The sequence below is a fragment of the Collimonas sp. genome, from assembly GCF_035566375.1.
Taxonomy (GTDB): Bacteria; Pseudomonadota; Gammaproteobacteria; order Burkholderiales; family Burkholderiaceae_D; genus Collimonas.
In genome coordinates this window covers 211,899-228,642 of record NZ_DATMRK010000012.1, presented here as the reverse complement: position 1 = coordinate 228,642, position 16,744 = coordinate 211,899, and the positions used below count along the sequence as shown (strand labels likewise).

At 56.1% G+C, this 16,744-nt stretch carries 15 protein-coding genes; all 15 read right to left on the bottom strand.

Annotation, left to right across the window (positions count from 1 at the left end):
• A partial coding sequence (locus VNZ60_RS03505) for a phosphomannomutase/phosphoglucomutase (RefSeq protein ID WP_325657025.1) occupies window positions 1-1,119 on the bottom strand: 1,119 nt, incomplete at its 3' end.
• A 74-nt stretch (window positions 1,120-1,193) separates the two neighbouring features.
• Window positions 1,194-2,630, bottom strand: a complete 1,437-nt coding sequence (locus VNZ60_RS03500) for a mannose-1-phosphate guanylyltransferase/mannose-6-phosphate isomerase (RefSeq protein ID WP_325657024.1) — start codon at window positions 2,628-2,630, stop codon at window positions 1,194-1,196.
• A complete protein-coding gene (locus tag VNZ60_RS03495) occupies window positions 2,627-3,793 on the bottom strand; it encodes a nucleotidyltransferase family protein (RefSeq protein ID WP_325657023.1) in 1,167 nt (388 codons plus the stop codon). The genes VNZ60_RS03500 and VNZ60_RS03495 overlap by 4 nt, the downstream gene beginning before the upstream one ends.
• A 100-nt stretch (window positions 3,794-3,893) precedes the next feature.
• A complete protein-coding gene (locus VNZ60_RS03490) occupies window positions 3,894-4,640 on the bottom strand; it encodes a WecB/TagA/CpsF family glycosyltransferase (protein WP_325657022.1) in 747 nt (248 codons plus the stop codon).
• Window positions 4,641-4,735: 95 nt separating this feature from the next.
• Window positions 4,736-6,217: a lipopolysaccharide biosynthesis protein gene (locus VNZ60_RS03485; protein WP_325657021.1), complete on the bottom strand. Its 1,482-nt coding sequence runs from the start codon at window positions 6,215-6,217 to the stop codon at window positions 4,736-4,738.
• A 70-nt stretch (window positions 6,218-6,287) separates the two neighbouring features.
• Complete coding sequence (locus tag VNZ60_RS03480) at window positions 6,288-7,124, bottom strand: glycosyltransferase family 2 protein (protein WP_325657020.1); 837 nt, start codon at window positions 7,122-7,124, stop codon at window positions 6,288-6,290.
• Window positions 7,125-7,177: 53 nt separating this feature from the next.
• On the bottom strand, window positions 7,178-8,257 hold the full coding sequence (locus VNZ60_RS03475; RefSeq protein ID WP_325657019.1) for a glycoside hydrolase family 5 protein: 1,080 nt from the start codon (window positions 8,255-8,257) through the stop codon (window positions 7,178-7,180).
• Window positions 8,254-9,348, bottom strand: a complete 1,095-nt coding sequence (locus VNZ60_RS03470) for an acyltransferase family protein (protein ID WP_325657018.1) — start codon at window positions 9,346-9,348, stop codon at window positions 8,254-8,256. The genes VNZ60_RS03475 and VNZ60_RS03470 overlap by 4 nt, the downstream gene beginning before the upstream one ends.
• Before the next feature lie 61 nt (window positions 9,349-9,409).
• Window positions 9,410-10,531: a glycosyltransferase family 4 protein gene (locus VNZ60_RS03465; RefSeq protein WP_325657017.1), complete on the bottom strand. Its 1,122-nt coding sequence runs from the start codon at window positions 10,529-10,531 to the stop codon at window positions 9,410-9,412.
• Window positions 10,532-10,544: 13 nt separating this feature from the next.
• Entirely contained in the window at window positions 10,545-11,828 is a 1,284-nt protein-coding gene (locus VNZ60_RS03460; protein WP_325657016.1) for a polysaccharide polymerase, read from the bottom strand.
• A gap of 16 nt (window positions 11,829-11,844) precedes the next feature.
• The gene (epsG, locus tag VNZ60_RS03455; RefSeq protein ID WP_325657015.1) at window positions 11,845-12,720 is read right to left on the bottom strand and encodes a chain length determinant protein tyrosine kinase EpsG; all 876 of its coding nucleotides are present in this window, start codon (window positions 12,718-12,720) and stop codon (window positions 11,845-11,847) included.
• A 28-nt stretch (window positions 12,721-12,748) separates the two neighbouring features.
• On the bottom strand, window positions 12,749-14,140 hold the full coding sequence (gene epsF / locus VNZ60_RS03450; RefSeq protein ID WP_325657014.1) for a chain length determinant protein EpsF: 1,392 nt from the start codon (window positions 14,138-14,140) through the stop codon (window positions 12,749-12,751).
• A 103-nt stretch (window positions 14,141-14,243) separates the two neighbouring features.
• Complete coding sequence (gene epsE, locus VNZ60_RS03445; protein WP_325657013.1) at window positions 14,244-14,981, bottom strand: polysaccharide export protein EpsE; 738 nt, start codon at window positions 14,979-14,981, stop codon at window positions 14,244-14,246.
• Window positions 14,982-15,082: 101 nt separating this feature from the next.
• On the bottom strand, window positions 15,083-16,051 hold the full coding sequence (locus tag VNZ60_RS03440) for an EpsD family peptidyl-prolyl cis-trans isomerase (RefSeq protein WP_325657012.1): 969 nt from the start codon (window positions 16,049-16,051) through the stop codon (window positions 15,083-15,085).
• A gap of 122 nt (window positions 16,052-16,173) precedes the next feature.
• Window positions 16,174-16,707 (bottom strand): hypothetical protein, encoded by a 534-nt coding sequence (locus VNZ60_RS03435; protein ID WP_325657011.1) that lies wholly within the window; start codon window positions 16,705-16,707, stop codon window positions 16,174-16,176.
• Window positions 16,708-16,744 lie beyond the last annotated feature (37 nt).

Sequence of the window (16,744 nt, the reverse complement as noted above, 5' to 3'; positions counted from 1 at the left end):
CAATTCGGGCGTACTGATCGATTGCGGTAATGCATTGAGCAGCGCCGACGGATCGCTTTCGCGGCTCAGCAGCTCCAGCAGACGGACGCCTGCATACAAGCCATCGTCAAAGCCGTACCAGCGATCCTTGAAAAACACGTGCCCGCTCATCTCGCCGCCTAGCGGCGCTGCGGTCTCACGCATCTTGGCCTTCACCAGCGAATGGCCGGTCTTCCACATCAACGGCTTGCCGCCGTGTTTGGCAATCCATGGCGCCAGATGGCGAGTGCATTTGACGTCGTACAGGATTTGCTGGCCAGGATGGCGGGTCAGCACGTCGGCGGCAAACAACATCAGCTGACGATCCGGATAAATGATCTGGCCGTCTTTGGTGACCACGCCGAGGCGATCGCCGTCGCCATCGAAGGCCAGGCCAAGTTCAGCATCGCTGGTTTGCAGGGCGCGAATCACATCCTGCAGATTCTCGGGATGGGCCGGGTCGGGATGATGGTTGGGAAACGTCCCGTCGACTTCACAAAACAACTCTTGCACCTCGCATCCAAGTGCGCGATACAAGTCTCCCGCAAAAGCGCCGGCGACACCGTTACCGCAATCCAGCACGATCTTCATGGGCCGCGCCAGTTTGACGTCGCTCAGGATGCGTTCGAGATAAGCATTCCTGATGTCGTGAGTCCGGTAGGTTCCAGCCTGAGCCAGCGTCGGCCCGGCGCTGGCATTGACGATTTCCTGATATAGCGCCTGTATCGTCTCGCCATGAATCGCTTCGCCAGCCAACACCATTTTGAAGCCGTTGTAGTCAGGTGGATTATGGCTGCCAGTCACCATCACGCCAGATTGGGCGCCAAGCACATGGGTAGCAAAATAAACCATCGGCGTGGCGAGCATTCCCAGATCGATCACATCGACACCGGCTTGCAGCAACCCGTCTGCCAGTGCGGCCGCCAGTTCGGGTCCGGACAAACGTCCGTCGCGGCCGATGACCACCGTGTTTTCGCCTTTAGCGCGGGCAGCAATCCCGAAAGCGCGGCCGATTTGATGCGCAATACCGGTATCTAGCGAAGTGCCGACAACGCCGCGGATGTCATAAGCCTTGAATATGGATTTTTGAAGTGGGAGCATGGTTTTAATCTGAGTGAGAAATAAATTTATCGGGGCTCGCCTTGGTTGCGCCTTGGTTACGCCTTGGTTGCACCTTAGTTGCGTTTGTATATATCGTCGAAACGCACGATATCGTCCTCTCCCAGATAACCACCTGACTGCACTTCGATCAGATGCAGCGGCATTTTTCCGGGATTTTCCAGGCGATGCTTGACCCCGATCGGTATATAGGTGGATTCATTCTCGGTAAGCAGTTTTTCCTCGTCACCGCAAGTAATCCGCGCGGTTCCGGTGACCACTACCCAGTGCTCGGCGCGGTGATGATGCATTTGCAGCGATAATTTGCCGCCGGGATTAACCGTAATGCGCTTGACCTGGAAGCGGTCGCCGGCATCGATGCCTTCATAATTGCCCCAAGGCCGATACACCCGCATATGATCCATGTGCTCGGTGCGGCTGTTTTTCTTGAGGTCTTCGACGATTTTCTTGACGCCCTGCACCTGGTCTTTGTGCACCACCAATACCGCATCCTTGGTTTCCACCACCACCAGGTCATCGACGCCGATCACCGCGACGAAACGATTTTCTGCCCGAATCATCGAATTCTGGACATTGTCCGTATACACGTCGCCGCGCAATACATTACCGTCGGCGTCGCCCTCTTCGCCCTTCAGTACCTGCCACAGCGCAGACCAGGAACCGACATCGCTCCAGCCGATGTCGGCCGGCACCACCACTGCGTGCCGGGTATGCTCCATCACGGCGTAATCGATCGATTCCGCGGGGCAGACGGCAAAGGAAGCTTCGTCCAGGCGGCAAAAATCGAGATCGTGATAAGCGCCGTCGAAAGCCTTTTGGCAGCTGTCTGCAATCGCCGGGCGAAACTCGCGCAATTCCTCAAGGTAACGCTGCGCCTGGAATAAAAACATGCCGCTGTTCCAGCTATATGCCTTATCTGCGACAAAAACCTCCGCAGTAGCGCGATCAGGTTTTTCGACGAATTTTTCGACCGCATAACAGCCATCGCCGCCTGCTCCTGGCACGGCCAGCTTACCCCGGCGGATATAGCCGTAGCCGGTTTCAGGGCCGGACGGCACGATGCCGAATGTCACCAGCGAGCCGTTCTCGGCGGCCTGGATCGCGCGCTGAACGGCGGCATGGAAGGCTTCCACATCGCCGATCACATGATCGGCCGGCAGCACCAGCATCACCGCGTCTTTATCCTGCTGCAATAAATAATGCGCCGCCACCGCCACCGTCGGCGCGGTATTCCTACCCTCAGGCTCCAGCAAAATACCGAGCGGGGCGACGCCGATGGCGCGCAATTGTTCTGCCACCAGGAAACGATGTTCGTTGCCGCAGGTCAGCAGCGGCGGCATTAGTTCGGGCCAATCCGCCAGGCGCAGCAACGCTTCTTGCAACATCGAACGGTCTGAGCATAGCGGCAGCAGTTGTTTCGGCAATGCCTCGCGTGACAGCGGCCACAAGCGCGTGCCGGAACCTCCGGCAAGGATAACGGGATATATTTTCATAGGTTGCTCAATGCTAAAGATGCTGCGCGTTCAGGGTCACTTTCCGAATCTCTTTCCGGCAGACGATCGCGGGCATCGCCCCAGTCATCGCTGCCGGCATCCGGCAATTTGCGCATGTTGCCGGCGCGGTCCACGCTATATTCCTTGACCACAATCATTTCATCCAGGTGGGCGTTTTCGTGTATCCGGGTATATTCAAACAGCACGCTGCGCACCACTTCAGCGCCGGCGCACAGATGGCTGCCATGTCCGATCCAGGTCGGGCCGACGATTTTGCAACCGGCCTCGATCTTGCATCCGGAACCGATATACACCGGGCCTTCGATGGTCGTCCCGTCCCAGTCGATGCTGGTGTTAAGACCAACCCACAGCCCATCGGCGATTTGCGTGCCGGGAACTTCCAGTTGCGCTACCTCACCCAGCAATACGCTTTGCAGGACACTCCAGAAATCGGTCACGGTGCCGATGTCGATCCAGTTGAAAAATCGTTGTTGCGCATAAAACGGCAGGCCTTTTTGCGCCATCAGGGGAAACAACTCGGAACCGATGTCGAACGTGGTGTCGGCAGGAATCAGGTCGATGACTTCCGGTTCGAAGATATAAATGCCGGTGCTGGCAAAATTGGATAGCGCCACATCCTTGCTCGGCTTTTCCTGGAACGATTGCACCCGTCCATCCTGATCCGTCACGACTACACCGTAGTTGTGCACTTTGTCCCACGGCACTTCTTTGGTAATGACACTCGCCAGCGCCCCTTTGCGCTTGTGTTCGAACAAGGCGGAGGTGAGATCGAGATCGATCAGGGCGTCGCCGCATATCACGATGGTGGTTTCATCGAAGAAATTCGCAAACTGCTGGATCTTCTTGATGCCGCCAGCCGAACCCAAGGGCTCCGGCACCACTTCGCCGCTGTCATTGACATAGCCTTCGAAGGAATAGCCGATCTGTACGCCGAACTGATTGCCGTCGCCGAAATATTCTTCGATTTTGTGATGCAGGTAACTGACATTCACCATGATGTCGCGCACCCCGTAGCTGGCGAGATACTCGACCAGGTAAGCCATTACCGGCTTGCCCAGGATTGGAATCATCGGCTTCGGCAGATCGTAGGTCAATGGCTGGACACGGGTGCCCTTGCCGGCGGCTAAAATCATTGCTTTCATGTTTCCTACCTCATAAGAATTAGTCAAAAATAAGTAATCAAAAGTAAGGTCGGGCGCCGCAGCCTGTCGTCGTTCGCCAGCGGGCACCCGATCGGCGGCCTCAGTTCTGCCGGTTTCCTTCGCGATACTTGTTGCACAAAACCAGGAATGCCATGATATCGACGGTGTAGCGGCGCAATAATCGGCGCGGCTCAAGGCATAGCCGGTACAGCCATTCGAGCCGGGCACGCTGCACCAGAAGCGGCGCACGCGGCTTGTCGCCACTCCAGAAATCGAACAGGGCGCCGACGCCGATAACCACATTTGCATTCAGCGCTTCGCGATTGGCGAGTATCCATTCTTCCTGGATCGGGTTGCCAAGCGCCACCAGCACAACCTCTGCCTGTGAGCGATTGATCGATTCAACCAGTGTTGCGCGATTGAGCGCCATGCCATCGTAACCGTCGCAACTGCCGACCACTGTCTGTTGCAGCACATTGGAGACGTGATCTGCGGATTTTTTTAATACCGCCGGCTTGCCGCCCAGCATAAACACGCGCATCGGCATCCTCGCGCCGGAAAATAACTGTGGTATGAAATCGGTGCCATTCAAATTTTCCTTGAATGCTTCCCGGCGAAACAGGAACGCCGCGATATCCATGCCGACGCCGTCGTTCACAATCGTCACGGCGCCTCTCTTGATCTTGTCAAGCAGATGACGGCATTGAACAATGAAATTGGTATTAGCAAAGAACAATGTTGCCTTGTGATTGGCCCGCACCGTTCGCAACAGATACCTGCTCAACACCGGCGAAGTGGTTTTGACCACTGGAAAACCAGCGATCGGAATGATATTTTCTGCATTCATGGACAACTCCTTCTTAACAGCAATACCTAAATAAAAGATGCAAAAATCTTGGTCGGCGCATGTTTGACCTCGAACCGTCATGCCGCCACCGCAACTCATCGCGCAAAGAAGCGGCGACGCAGCCGATCCACCGACAGCAACAACGCCTGCCAGGAACCATTCACCGCTCTGACGCGCCAGCCTGTGACGATCACCATGAACGGATACAGCAGGCAGGCAACAAAAATCCCGCCGCCGACCAGGGTCACATTGGTGAAATGCTGCGGCATCAACCACAGATAAGCGCCTAAACCCAGAAACAGAATGACGCTACCCACCACCGGCGGCGCCAGCGCATACCACACCATGCGCAGGCTCAAGCCAAGCGCCCGGTTCAGCAGCATTTGCGAGACCGGAAACACCAGCAGGTAAGCAGCGCAAAACGACAGGCTCATGCCGAGCAGGCCGAAGCGGTAGAAAATCGCAGCCAGCCCGGTTGCCAGCGTCAGTTGCGCGATGCCAAGCAGCACCGGAACGCGGTTTCTTCCCAGCGCGAAAAACAAGTAATCATTCAATTGCACAATCGACGAGATCAGGTACAGCAGCGCCAGGGCGCCGACCGTAGGTGCTGCGGGCAACCATTTTTCGCCGAAAACAGTGACTACCAAAGGCGTTGCCAGTACCGCCTGAAAACACAGCAAGGGAGCGACGCAAAACAGCGTGATGCCGAGGATTTTCAAATAACCGCGACGCAGCGCCGCCAGATCCGTCCCGGCGTTGGAGAACACCGGCAACGCAACCCTGTGCATCGAGGCGGAGATGACCAGATACACGGATGAAGTCACACGCTTTGCCAGGTTGTACAAGCCGGTGGCGTACGGCCCCAGAAAAATGCCGACCAACAGGGAGTCGCCATTGGTGTTGGCAAATCCCAGCACGCCGGTCAACCCCACTTGCCGGATATCGTTCCAGTATTTGCGCGTCAGAACGCCGTCAAAAACCACGCGCGGCAGCCAACGGCTCTGCATTACGACCAGCAGCAACGCCAGGCCCGACGCTGTGACCTGCTGCACCACCAGGGACATCGCACCCCAGCCGCTGGCGGCAAGCACGATGCCGATAGCGCCACCGATGGTGACCGAAAAAATCGAACGGATGGCCAACTGCCGGAACATCATGTTGCGCACCAGCCGCGCCTCATAGGCGCGCACCATGCCAAAGAACAGAACCGAAACGCTCATGCCCTGCAACACCGTTTTCAGCTCCGGTGCACGAAACAGCGAGGAAACCGCTCCCGCAGAAAAAAACATCGCCCCGGCCAGCAGCAAGCCGACAGTCGTGCAACACGTGAATACCCAGGAATAGAGCCGGTCGTCTGGTATGGCGGTGCGGACGACGGGCATGGCAATGGCGTCGAATACCACCAGCCGGGTAAACAAAATGAACAGGTGTGCAATCGTCAGCAAGCCAAATGCGTCCGGCGTCAGAAAGCGCGCCAGAACCGCAAACACCGCGAATGACAAGACTTGCTGCGCGAGGTTATCCACGATCGACCAGATCGATCCGGATGCCAGGCCACCGCCGCTGTTCTGACTCATTGCGCTCCCATTCTTGTAAAAAATTCAAGCATGAACATTTCCTTCAATCGCATCGGAGGTTATGCCGAGCTCAGCCACGCCAGCCCTGCACCCGTGCCAGCACGCTGGCGTATTTGAAGCGCGCCTTCGGCAAATCACCCTTCGCCATAGCAATCAAAATGCCGACGCAAGTGCGCAGGCAAGTGCTCGGAAAATACCAGAGCGGATAGTCGTTGATCCGCATCACGTGGCCGATGCCAGTCTCATATTTCTGCTGGCGGTCGCAGGCGCTGGCGTCGAAATTGCTGGTCTTCACCGGATGGTGCAAGACCATGTCGCTCATGAATTTCAACTTGAAACCATGGCGCAGACTGCGCAGCAGATAATCGGTACCCTCCGCCGCTCCCCACACCGTGCCGGCGCCGACTCCCAGCGATTCGTTGAACTGGCCGATGGTGTCGACCACGCGGCGGCGCAGGAAAATACTGAACTCAATCGCTCCGCGCCATACGTTATAGCGGTTCAGCAAGGCGCTGTTTTGCAGCCAGCGCCCTTCGGTGCGGCCGTCGCCATCGGTAAAACGTCCGGTAATACCATCCAGTTCCGGATGGTTCTGCAATACAGTGGCGACCTTTTGCAACAAGCCGTCCGGGTACCAGCAATCGTCGTCGGGAAAGGCAATCACGTCGCCATCCGCGAGTTCCAGGCCGCGATTGCGCGCGCGCGACACGCCACGCGCTGCCGAGCGCACATGCACCAGCGAAAATTTCTGGCGATACGAGGTCAACATCGGCACCAGCCTGTCGTCGCTGTTTTGATCGACCACGATCAATTCGAAGTTCCGATAATCTTGCGCGTCCAGCGATGCTAAAAGCCGGGCCACTTCGTCAGAGCGCCCTACCGTGGCCAACACCAGTGAAAATTTCATTTACTTTTCCTTTTACTCATCTTGCACATCGGGTCCATCACGCAATGTGGCTTTCAAGGCGTCATGTAATTTTTCAAAATCGCCATTTGCGGCTTGTCGCCGTTGTCGTCTGGCTCGAGACTGTACGGATAGCCACCCAGCCACTTACCGGCGGTCCAATAAGTCCAACCGCCCCAGGCGCCACTGCCTTTCATGCCATCCATGATTGCTGTAAGCGCCTTCATGCAAGGGTCATTGACGGCCACACCGAATTCGCCGAGAAACAAGCGTTGACGGGTCTGGTTGGCCCATAGCGTGACGTTGGCCATGATCGTGCTCAAGCGCGCGGGATCGATGCAGGTGTTGGCGGTTCCGGAGAAATCAGAGTCGGCGTATTGATGCACTTCAATCATGTAATTGTTTGCAGGATCGCGAAACGAGCGGAACGCATCCGCGTTCGAGACGCCGTTATCTTTGGCGTCCCAGGAATGGGCGCCGCTCCAGCTGCCGCCGGCAACCAGGATCAGATGTTTCGAGCCGCGCCTGCGCAGCACGCGCAGCGTTTCCTGCGCAGTTGAGGCCCAGGCCGCCACTGTCATTTTGGCGGGTTCATTCATCAGGTCGAACGCGGTATTGGCCGGGTCCTTGAACTCCGCCAGCAAGCGTTCCCACAAATCGACAAACGCCGCACGCGGCACCGCGGACGAACCGATAGGATTGCCACGATATTGACCGAAATTGTGAACATCGAGAACAATGCAGACACCCAACGATTGGGCGGCGGCGACACTATCTTTCATTCTTTGCAATTCCGCCGTATCAAGTGCGCCGAATAATTGCGGTTGTATCCGCTCCCATAGGAATGGCATGCGAAAGGTATTCATGCCGAGCGATTGAAAATGGCGCATGTCGGCCAGATCGGGATAGACGTAATCCCTGAAGATAGTCCCTGGCAATTTATCCGCAGCAAATTCAGCGCCGCTCAGATTGACGCCGACCATGCGTTTGCCGTCCAGGCAATTGGCAGCCGCCAGATCACTAAACAGCAGGCATCCGGCAGCCAGCGCAATGGCTAGCGCCCGGCGCCAGATTCTCGGGGGCCGATGGGCGCGGCCAGGCGCCGGGCTTAGCAAGGAAGGCAGGAAGTTAGTCATCTGGTTTCACTTTCAACGGAGAGAGGTTGGGCGCTGGGCGCCAGCGGAAAGAGCGGAATGAATTTCCGTTTGAATGCACTGCCGATGGATTTGATCAGCCGCGCTCCGGGCTTTTCAACCAGTTGATAGTTGAGCCACGAAAACAGCAGCACAAGAAGCACAAAGGGAGGCAGGAAGGCCAGCTGGAACAGGGGCGTGGACAGCGGTGGGAAGAATTTGTGACAGAGATAAATAATCGGCATGTGCAGCAAATAGATCGAAAAACTGCATTCGCCGCATAAAACGATCAGCCTGTTGCCGAAGAAAAATTTGCCAAGCGCGGATGGAAACGAAAAACCGAATACCAGGAAGGAGCCGAAAACGGCTGTCAAAATACTGTCATAAAAATCCTTGTTGCTGGAAAAAGGAAGGCTTACCCACCCGCTTTCCATCAACACCATCGAGACCAGCAGCAAGCCATGCAGGATGGTGAGCGAATTGCGACCCTGGTTTTCGGTCTTGACTCTCGAACGAATGATTCCGGCAATCACGCCAAATAAAAAATAATGAAGTTTGGCGCCGACGAAGGTACCTGGAAATACATCTCGGTACGACAAGACAATCAGGCTGCCGAAGGTCAGGAATACCAGGCCGACGATATCCGAACGGGTCAGGTAGCGGCTGCTTGCGGCCCAGGCCAGGACGAACAGAAAATAGAATTCGACTTCGGGCGTGATGCTCCAGAACACCGATACATTGCCGGAGAACAGAATGTGGCGCAGGATGTTTTGGCTCGAAATGCCATACACGAAGTTCGGGTCGATGCTGGTATAGATGAAATAGGAAAACAAGAGGATGACGAGATAGGCCGGTGCAATCCTTGAAAACCGGGATATCGCATAGTCGGTCACGCTCAGGAGCGAGAATTTCTTTCCAAGATAAAGATAAGCCATGAGAAAACCGCTCAATGAAAAGAAAATCATCACGCCGATCTCACCGGAAAAATTGATTTTCCAGGGCAGAGAAAACCATGTCACCGAATGGCCGTACACAACCAGCAGCGCCGCCAGTCCGCGCAAGCCTGTGATTGCATCGATTCTTGTTTTTTCCATGACCCGTATCAACTATTCTTAAGAATGACTATCAATGTGTGTATCCTCTTTTCCGTCAAAACTAAGCCATCAGTCTTTTGTAGACATCGACATATTTGTCCGCAATATGACGCCAGTTATAGCGATCCGCGAACTGCTGCAGCTGCACCCGTCTGTGCGCATATTCCGCTTGCGTCTCTTCATGCAATTTCAGCAGGCCAGCTATATTTCCTTCGAGATTTTCCGCCTCCAGCAGAAGCCCGATCCGTGATTGCTCGATCAGATGGCGAAATGGCGGGATGTCGCTCAACACTGGCGTCAGCCCGGCGCTCATGGCTTCAATCGGCGCGATGCCAAAACCCTCATGCCTGGACAAACAAATGAAATAACTGGATTGCCCGATCAGGCCCGCCAGTTCGTGATCGGAAGGGTTCGGCACGATTTGCACCGAGCCGGCAAGCTGCTGCTGAGCCACCACGGTACGCAGTTCCTCTGCCGTGTGATCGTATTCACGACCGGCGATGATCAGTTTCCAGGCTGGTTCGCGCGCGACCAGTTGCTTGAATAAGGCCAGCGTTTCCAGCAGGCCTTTATTGATCGACCAACGGCCGAAATAGATCAGCGTCCGGGTCGGCGCGGATGCCGCCAGGTCACTGTATTTTTCGACATTGACGCCGTTTTCAATCACGGCCAGTTTCGGCGGCTTGACGATCTTTTTAAAAATATCGCCATCGTTGTCGCTGGTGGCAATGATCTTGTCATAGGCCATGGACGAGGCACGGGTTACCGTATTGAAGTAGATCTTTTTAAGATTCGACGCGAACTTGGTATGAAAAAATCCACCGTGGGTAGAAGCAACCAGGGGCCGCCGATGCACTGGCTTGGTGAGCGCCAGATAGTCGAAAAAGAAATCAACGCCATGCACATGAATCACATCGGCGTCCGCGACATGTTGCAGCACTTGCGGACAAAGCGGGTATCTGCTGGTGCCGTGGAACGGCAGCCGCACCACGCCAACGCCGTTGATCTGCGCTTGCGGGGCGAGAAATTCGGCAGAGTTCCTGAACAGCCGGTTGAGCGTGACGATCTTGGGAATCTGATCATGGTGCTCGCGCTGCTGCCTGGCGATATTCTGCACCACATCTTCCATGCCGCCTATGGACGGCGAATACTGGCGCACAATGTGCACGACTTTAATAGACATTTGTTGTTTCCTTTCAGGTAGCGGATGGCTGTGAGGCGGTGACCGGCGACGGCGCCGGCACATCCTTCGGGCGACCTGCGTAACAGCCCACCAGGAACCACAGAACACCGGCGGTTTTCAACGCAAACAGAGAAGTGCCGCTGACGCACAGGATGAGAGACATGTACAGCGTGATGTAAGCGCGGAAGCGGTCGCCTCTCTCGTCCGCCATTTTCAGCATCCAGAATGCGCCCCAAAGAAAAATGCATAACAGCAGGCCAAGCCGCGTTAGCAGAGAGGGATAGCCCATGTCGCCGTAGCTGGTATTGAATCCGTCCAGGCCGAATATCATTCCCAGATCCAGATTCGACAATGTCTTGCCGCTCACGAACAGCCGGCCGAGGACGCTGTCACTGTAGTGACCGCCAAACACCGTCGCCAGCAACAGCAGCAGCGCCACACTGAGCAATGGCAACACCATCGCCCAGGCGTTGGTTCTGCCAAGCGGCAGGCAGCGCAGCACGACCAGCGCGGCAACCGTGATCATGCCGTAGCGCGAATCGCTCAAGGCGATCATGATGGCGGCGGCCAGCACGAAAAAAACCATTTCCTTGATCTCGTCGCGCCGCTTGGATAAGCCCCAGGCCGCGATGATGACTGCAAAGTTGCCGAGTGAAACGGGCTCCAGGAAAATCGACGATATCCGGTGGTTGCCAATCAGCGAAGGCAGAATCGTGCGTCCGATCCCTTCCGGTCGTATCCCGTTCAACCCCAGCACGCTATCTTTGGCCCAGTTCGACCCGGCAGCCAGGCCACCCTGGTTGACGTAATAGGAAAAAATATTGAAAACCCGTGAAAACCAATCCAGGAAGAACAATTCAAAAAATCCGAAAGCCAGCACCACCAGCACCATCAGCTTAAGCAGGCGATCGGTGTATTTAACATCGCCGATTTCCCGCCCCAGTCCGTAGAACAGGATAGGAATCATCACGTCGCGGAACCCTTTCGGATCCAGCTGATTGCGCAAGATCGCCATCAGCAACAGATAGGCGACGACCACGGTTGCGACGGCAAGGAATTCAAGCCGGATGCGTTTGATCAAAACGCTAATGCAGGCGAGGTAGATGGCGGCTTCGGTGAGTCCCACGCCGGCAACGGAAATCGCATGGACATTCGTATGAATCGCGCATAAGACCGCCTGATACACCAGCGCCACCATCAGAATCCAGAACGCCATCCGTCCGTCTGGCACCGACGAACCGGCTTGATCAGCTCGGCCAGGGAAAATGAAATTCTTGATGTTGGCAAAAAATTGCATACGACTTATATCTCCATCAGAAACTGACCATCACCGAGCCGACAACTTCAGTGCCGCTGCGCCGCAGCTGATCGCTAAAGGCGGTGAGATCAGCGACCCGGGTATGATCCTTGCGGACCACCAGCAGCACGCCGCCGGCGCGCGAGGCAATGGTCAAGGCATCCGCTGCGCTTGAGAACGCCGGCGTGTCATACAAGATGATGTCGAAACGGTCGCACAGGGTTGCATTCATAGCGACGAAGCTGCCGCGATTAATCAGCTCCTGAGGATTAGGCACCAGCGATCCAGCCGGCAATAACGTCAGGTCAATGAACGATTCGGCCATCGCCAGCATGTCCAGACCGGCACGCCCGGCCAGCACATCGGCCAGCCCGTTGCTGGCGGCCAGATTGAATATCTTGTGCTGGCTCGGATTGCGCAAATTTGCATCGACCAGCAGCGTCTGCTCACCGAGTTGCGAAAACACGACGGCCAGATTGGCCGCCAGCAAACTGGTGCCGTCGCCCGGGTTGACACTGGCAATCGCCAAGGTCTTGCGCCCGGGACGGAACCAGCGCAGCATCAACTCACTGCGTACCGAGCGCAGCATTTCAACTTCCGCGCTGAAAGGCTGATAGGCAGCCATGAGCGTCGTCGGGTAATTTCCACCGCCCGCCTGCAGGTAAGGGTAATCAAACTGACGCGCCAGCACCTGTTGAATATCGGCCTCGGTAACCAGGCCCAGGCGTTGTGCCGCCTCGCCGAAGCGGAGTCCCTCTTCTTTTTGCAGATGCCGTACGCTTTCCACCTGCTCCAGCGTCAGCTTGCCCTGCTCGACCAGCATGCGGCCCATGTTGGCGTCCTTGCGGGACGCCGCGCCGGCACTGGCGATAGAACTTACGGTCTTACTCATTTGCTTGGCCTTTCCAGCTTGTACGGAATCACCGCGATAGAAACAGATTGGAGAACGTAGATCTTCGCGCGGGTTTGCCCCAGGTGATCGTGCCGAGTACCGGCGCCTTCAGCACGTTGACCAGATCGAGGCTGGATCGGACGCGGCGATTTGCCAGTTCCGCCAATACCGCCAAGGCCAGTCCAAGCATGGCGCCGAGCAGAATCGACAGCACTATGTTTAGCCGCACATTGGGGCTGGCGGGAAACATCGGCGCCACCGCCGGATTGAGCACCGAGACATCCGATTGATTCGATTGCCCTTCAAGCTCGGTCTGCGTCAGGCGCAGATTGGCGGCGTCGTATGCCTTCTGCGCACTTTCCGCATCTTTGACCAGTACCGACATTTCATCGCGGGCGCGGTTGAGTTGCAGCACCTTGGCAGTCTGCGCCGCCAGCGCAGCGCGCATCGTCGCTTCGCGCTGGCGCAAGATGCGGCCGTTGTTGGCGGCGCCGTTGTTGGTTGCGCTGATATTACTGTTGAGCTCGGCACGCAGGCGGTCGACCTCGGCTTTGGCGGCCTGGTACTGCGGATGATTTACATCCAGGTTCTTAGACAGCTGGGCAAACTTTCCTTCCGCTAGCGCCAACGACGATTTCAGATTTTGAACCAGCATGTTCGAGATCACATCCGGCGAATCCCGGCCGCCGCTGCCCATCGCCTGACTGCCGCGCGACGATGCTTCCGCCGCCTGTCCTTGCGCCAGCACCAGTTGGCTGGACAGATCGTTCAAACGCGCCGATTCGACGTCGAGATGGTTGTCGGTACTGACCAGGCCATGCTCTTGCTGGTATTTGGATAGCTTGTTCTGCGCCTGTTCCAGATCGACCCGCAAGGTTTTGACTTGCTCGGTGAAATACTTGGCTGCCTGCTGCAAGGGCTGAACCTTGATTTGCAGATTGAGTTGCTGGTAAGCTGCAGCAAAACCGTTGGCAACCTGGGCGACGAATGCAGGATCGTTGCCCTTAGCGGTGATTTCGATCATGCTGCTTTCGCGCGACGGCGACACTTCTACCATCTTCAGCAAGGAATCGGCCAGCCATTCGCGGATCGAGCCGTTGCCATTGGTGAGCTTCTGGAAGCGCTGCTTAAAGGCTGGCTGTTCCGCCAACCCAAGATTGTCGACCGTTTTCAAGGCGACGCGCCTGCTGGTGACGATATCGATCTGGGTTGCCATGTAGCCAGACACCAGCTGGGCCGGCAAGATCTGGCCGGACACCGGATCGGCGCCTTTGTAATTGAGCAGTACCGTGGTCGAGGTCTTATACACTTTCGGCAGTACTAGACTGACGGCAGCGGTGACGGCTACCGTGACCAGCAAGGCCCATACAATGACCTTGTAGCGCGCCCGCAGAATCGTGAGAAGCTGAGAAAAAGTCATGGGAACACCCCTTCAACAGTGGCGTGAAAAAACGCCAGCACATTAACAACAACAGCAGCAGTATCGGTAGCGGCGGCCGCAGAATCAGCCTGATTCAGATAGATCAAAACAGGCTCTCTTTCACGTACACGACATCGTCCGCCTGCAGCGTTTCGTCCTGCTTCGCATCTATTTCCTGCAAGTTTCCCTTGGCGTCGCGGCGCTTGATGCGCATGCCGCGCTGGGTTCCGCGCGGTGTCAGGCCGCCGCCGATCGACAGCGCCTGAATCACGGTCATATTGCGCTCCAGCTTGTAGCCGCCGGGATGCTGCACTTCGCCGTAGATATAAAACTTGGGAGCGCGCTCCACGTAAACCACGTCGCCATTGCTCAGTTCCAGATTCGTTTTCATGTCGGCGGACTGAATCATCTCGACCAGATTGACGACTTGCTTGGTGGTTTTTCCATTGCGGATACGCACGATGGTGGCGGTATCGCCGCCTTCAGGGCCAACGCCGCCGGCTACCGCCAGCATATCGGTCACGCTGCGCTTGCCGCTGACCGGATAGCGGCCCGGATGCAGCACCTGGCCAAGTATCGACACCTGCTGGCTTTGCAGTTCGGTGACCAGGATATTGACTTCGGCCTTGCGCAGAAAGCCGCCCCCTGTCAGCAGACCGGAGATTTTTTTCTCTGCGTCCGCGGTGGACAAGCCGCCGATGTTGACGTCACCGATGAGCGGGAAGGTAATGCTGCCCGCTTCGCTGACTTTGGTTTCCAGGCTCAAATCGGGGTTGCCGAACACGGAGATTTTCAAAGCATCCCCCGCCCCCAATGGCGTATCGGCAGCAATTGCGGACATTCCGTAAATTGCCAGCAACGTCGCCAACAAGCATGCGTAGACTCGTTTCATCATTATCGTCATCCTGTTAAATTATTTTTCCTGCCACATCTTCATCTTGCTCATTTGACTTCCGCCATTTCGCGCGTGCGATTCTGGCTCCCTGCGACGGCCGCTTGCTTGCCGCTCAAATTGGCGGCACCGGGGACCGGCGCTTCTTCTGCAACCACTCCAGCGCTCTTATCGACGTATTCGAGCTTCGCCGAAGAACGCAAACGGGCGATTTCTGCCGCTGCAACTTCTTGCATCTTCTTATTCAGCAGATAGCGCTCGATCTGCGCGCTAGCGATATCCCCGGTTACCGGGCTATCTCTTAATTCAGTCAGTGCGCAGAGCAGATTCTGTTGGCCGTCCTGCAAGACAAATAAATGATTCCTGCCCAGCTTCTTGATTTGTCCGATGATCTGCGCCGGCAGGTCGGCGCTGGAGTAGGTAAGCTGGGTTTTCACATAGGCGATCTTGTGCTGCTCCAGCCAGGCCGCCATTTGATTGAGCGAGGTTGCCGTATCCATCTGCGCTTTGAGCGGCTCGCTAAAATCTTGCGCGGCTATGGCCAATTGTTCGATATCAAGAACTTTGCGATGGGCGAATAATTCCGGGTGATCCTGAAAATAGGCATCGATCTCCGCTTTGGAAGGTTTAGCCAGACTCTCCCCTTTTGACTCCAGATAAGCTTGCACAATCGCTTGCGTCTTGAAGCGCTCGATAATCTGCAGCAATTTAGGATCGCGATCGATTTTTTCCCGCATCGCTTCCCCCAGCAAAACCTGACGATCAATCAACGCTTCCAGAGCCTGTTTGCGCACAGCTGGCGGCTGCATGCGGTTTTCTTCCGCTACGCCGCCTGCATGCTGCAACTCAGCTTCCAGTTGAAGCGTCGTGATTTCATCGCCGTTGACACGGGCCAGTATCTTGCCGGCCTTTTTCTTCTGGTCACCGCAGCCAGACAGGCTGATTGCAGCAAGCAACATCAGGATGCCGACGTTTTTTCCGCGCAACACGTCACTAAACGCGCCACCGATTGCAGACAAATAGTCGAATCGTTCAGAGCAACTCAAAATTCGACTCCTATAAATAAATCAGATTTCATCAATACACTTTTTATGCTGCAAGCCGCAGCAGAACCGCAGCAGAACGGCTACCTGGCCAGGCATCAGGCACTAAGATGTCCGAGCTGTCTCGACGCAGAAAAGAAACCAATAGATGTACGCATGGGACGACGGCGTACCTGATACAGCACGAAGCAGAGTCCGACCAGGAGCAGCGCCCAGCGCCCTGGTTTTTGCGGCGGTTGCGCCCGGAAATCCTTCAGGAAATAAAACAGCAAGTCATCCGGATTGCTCAAGCTGGAAGATATTTTTTTAGCGCGGCTGCCGTCATCGGTAGCAGGTGAAAAAGTCACCGGGGTGGGAATGAGGCTGGCGCCGCGCCAGGTCTCGCTCGCCTCTCCGCTTGAGCTGAAAACAACCGGAACCGCCGAAGCAGGCCGCGCCGGATGGGACGCAAGTGCGCCGGACATCGTCGCAACCGGATCGACGCGCCCGGCGTTTGATGGATAGGCATCGATTGCCAGCAGACGCTGCGTACCGGCCTCGGGCGTATTGACTTGAAACACCGGCGTTACCGCTGACGCAGCATTGCAAGAAACTACTAATGCAAAACTCATCAACAACATGGTTCTTTGCATGATATTTCTCCCGAAAAAACATTGAATAAACTTGAGT